Source organism: Defluviitalea phaphyphila, from assembly GCF_001466305.1.
GTDB lineage: Bacteria > Bacillota > Clostridia > Lachnospirales > Defluviitaleaceae > Defluviitalea_A > Defluviitalea_A phaphyphila.
This window is the reverse complement of sequence record NZ_JWID01000047.1, coordinates 1-2,700: the sequence shown is the minus strand read 5'-3', so window position 1 is coordinate 2,700 and position 2,700 is coordinate 1. Positions and strand designations below refer to the sequence as shown.

At 28.1% G+C, this 2,700-nt stretch carries 3 protein-coding genes; 2 read left to right on the top strand and 1 reads right to left on the bottom strand.

Annotated elements, in window-relative coordinates; translation table 11 throughout:
* Positions 1-650: 650 nt before the first annotated feature.
* Both OM90_RS11915 and OM90_RS11910 read left to right on the top strand, forming a co-directional pair.
* Positions 651-1,544, top strand: coding sequence for a helix-turn-helix transcriptional regulator (locus OM90_RS11915; RefSeq protein ID WP_058487081.1), 894 nt, complete (start codon positions 651-653; stop codon positions 1,542-1,544).
* A gap of 64 nt (positions 1,545-1,608) precedes the next feature.
* Positions 1,609-2,259, top strand: a complete 651-nt coding sequence (locus OM90_RS11910) for a GyrI-like domain-containing protein (protein WP_058487080.1) — start codon at positions 1,609-1,611, stop codon at positions 2,257-2,259.
* A gap of 76 nt (positions 2,260-2,335) precedes the next feature.
* On the opposite strand, the gene tnpA is transcribed toward OM90_RS11910, so the two are convergent.
* A partial coding sequence (gene tnpA / locus OM90_RS11905; protein ID WP_144428588.1) for an IS200/IS605 family transposase occupies positions 2,336-2,700 on the bottom strand: 365 nt, incomplete at its 5' end.

The window sequence follows — 2,700 nt, the reverse complement described above, 5'->3', positions numbered from 1 at the left end:
TGGATTTTGGAAATATCTTTGTAAAGATAGGATAACATAAAATGCTGGAGCTTTTTATTTGTAATTTTTAACTAGCACAACGAGTTAACTAATATTTTATTATTTTTTAGTCTAATCATTTCCTTCAACTCCATATAAATTAATTCTTCGTATTATTTATATATAGATAATACTAAATTCTATAATATATTCCAAATATTAATAGTTATTTTATCACTTAAATGTATTTTTTTCAATAATTTTTTATACTTTAGAAAGCTCAAATAAGAAATTTTTTTAGATGTAGCGTCAATGTATGAATTTTTTCCAAAATACTTTTTTACTTTCTAATCTGTACTAGTATTACTATTTAGTTCTATAATCTGTTAAATACTTTTCAAACTGCTTCTTTATTTTCTGTATTTCTCCTGTATAATAATTTAATTCTGTTTTTGTTATTTCTATAAGAATTACTTTCTCATATATTTATATATTTTCCCGAAGCAATTATAATATTGTTAACGATTTTGTTAAGTTTTATATTTGCAATCTTTTTAATTATTTTAGCATTAATATATAACATTAAGAATTAATATTAGAATTTAAATATTTTAATATGTCTTGTTGATGTCATATTAAACTCTTATAATAAAAGTAAAAGGAGTGAAAATATGAAAATCAACAGACTATTTGAAATAATATATTTACTATTAAATAGAAAAACCATTACTGCTAAGGAACTAGCAAAGCATTTTGAGGTTTCGCCTCGCACCATTTACCGTGACGTGGAACTCTTATCCTCAGCAGGTATTCCTATCTATATGACTAAAGGCAAAGGAGGAGGAATTTCTCTTTTTCCTGATTTTATATTGAATAAAACTGTATTAACTGAAAATGAAAAAATAGATATTCTCTCTGCTCTTTACGCTATAGAGGCAATTACTTTAGAGAAAAAAAATACGACAGTTCAAAAAATATCTTCATTGTTTGGAAGTTCTAATAGTGATTGGATTGAAGTAGATTTTTCTAGATGGACAAATATAAATGAAGAATATGAAGTATTCGCACTACTTAAAACGGCAATTCTTAGAAAAAAAATTGTACAATTTATATATCACGGAAGTAAAAACAGTATAAAACGCATTGTAGAACCCATCAAACTATGCTTTAAAGGACAGAGCTGGTATCTTTATGCTTATTGTCGTCTACGTAATGATTATCGATTTTTTAAACTATGTCGAATGAAAAATTTAACAGTTTTATGTAAACACTTTGACCGTCAAAAACCAAAACGTATATTTGATGGTAACAAAACTTTCCAAGATAACATTATAACTTTAACTCTTCAAATTTCAAAAGAGATGGCTTATCGAGTTTATGATGAGTTTTCAGAATATGAATTGCTACCTGATGGAAATTTTAAAGTTACACTTTCCATGCCACAAAGTGAATGGATGTATTACTACATTTTTACCTTTGGCGAATATTGTGAAGTATTAGAACCTGAGTATATTCGTTTACAAATTAAAGAAAAACTTCAAAAAATTTTAGGCATATATACTTAATTAATATGACATGCTATTGTCTATTTAAATGTTATATACTTAACATATAAAGGAGGAATGAAATATGAAAAAATTAGATTATAAAAAGAAGTTTAAAAATTTATATCAGCCAAAATCTCAACCTGAACTCATAAATGTACCTGAAATGCAGTTTATACAAATTGATGGACAAGGTAATCCCAATGAAGAAAATGGTGAATATCAGACTTCAGTTGAAATATTGTATGCTCTATCTTATACAATTAAAATGTTGCCAAAAAAAGGTTATGAGTTACCTAACTATTTTGAGTATGTGGTTCCTCCTTTAGAGGGACTTTGGTGGCTTGCAGATAGTGATAAATTTGATTATAGTAGTAAGTCAAAGTTTCATTGGACATCTATGATTCGTCAACCGGAATTTGTGACGAATCAAGTATTTACTACTGCTTGTGAAATTATATCAAAGAAAAAACCACATCTTAATATTTATCTTTCAAAAGCAAGACTTATATCCTTTACTGAAGGACTTTGTGTGCAATGTATGCATTATGGTAGCTTTGATGATGAACCAATAACACTTGAAAAAATTAAAAAGTTTATATTCGATAATGACTTGCAATGCGATTTATCTGATACTAGACATCACCACGAAATTTATCTTTCTGATCCAAGAAAAGTTAATGCTGTAAAAATGAAAACTGTTCTACGATATCCAGTTAAAAGGGGTGCCATATAATAAAAAATCTAATCATAACCACCCGTAAAACGGGTGGTTTGCTCTAGCCCTATAAGGGCATATTACTTGCAGCGTCTTAAGACGCACTGAATAGTCTGCCAACCGCTTTTATTTCACAGGCTACCCCTAAAGGGGTTATTTTTTTGCCTTTATTTACTGGCTCACCCGTAAACGGGTCTATGTATTCTTTTAGACTTATGTGACCGCTTGCGATATCTTCTTGTAATTGATTTTTTATATATTCTTGTATTGCCTTTTTATTTCTTTCTACTGTATCTACATAATATCCTTTGCACCAAAATTGTCTATTTCCATATCTATATTTTAAATTTGCATGTCTATCAAATATCATGAGTGAGCTTTTACCTTTCAAATATCCCATAAACCCCGATACGCTTAATTTAGGTGGAATACTTACAAGCATATGTATATGGTCTTTAC

Coding starts and splice junctions, on each gene's coding strand:
- OM90_RS11910 (WP_058487080.1), top strand. CDS start 1,609: ATGAAAAAATTAGATTATAAAAAGAAGTTTAAAAATTTATATCAGCCA.
- OM90_RS11915 (WP_058487081.1), top strand. CDS start 651: ATGAAAATCAACAGACTATTTGAAATAATATATTTACTATTAAATAGA.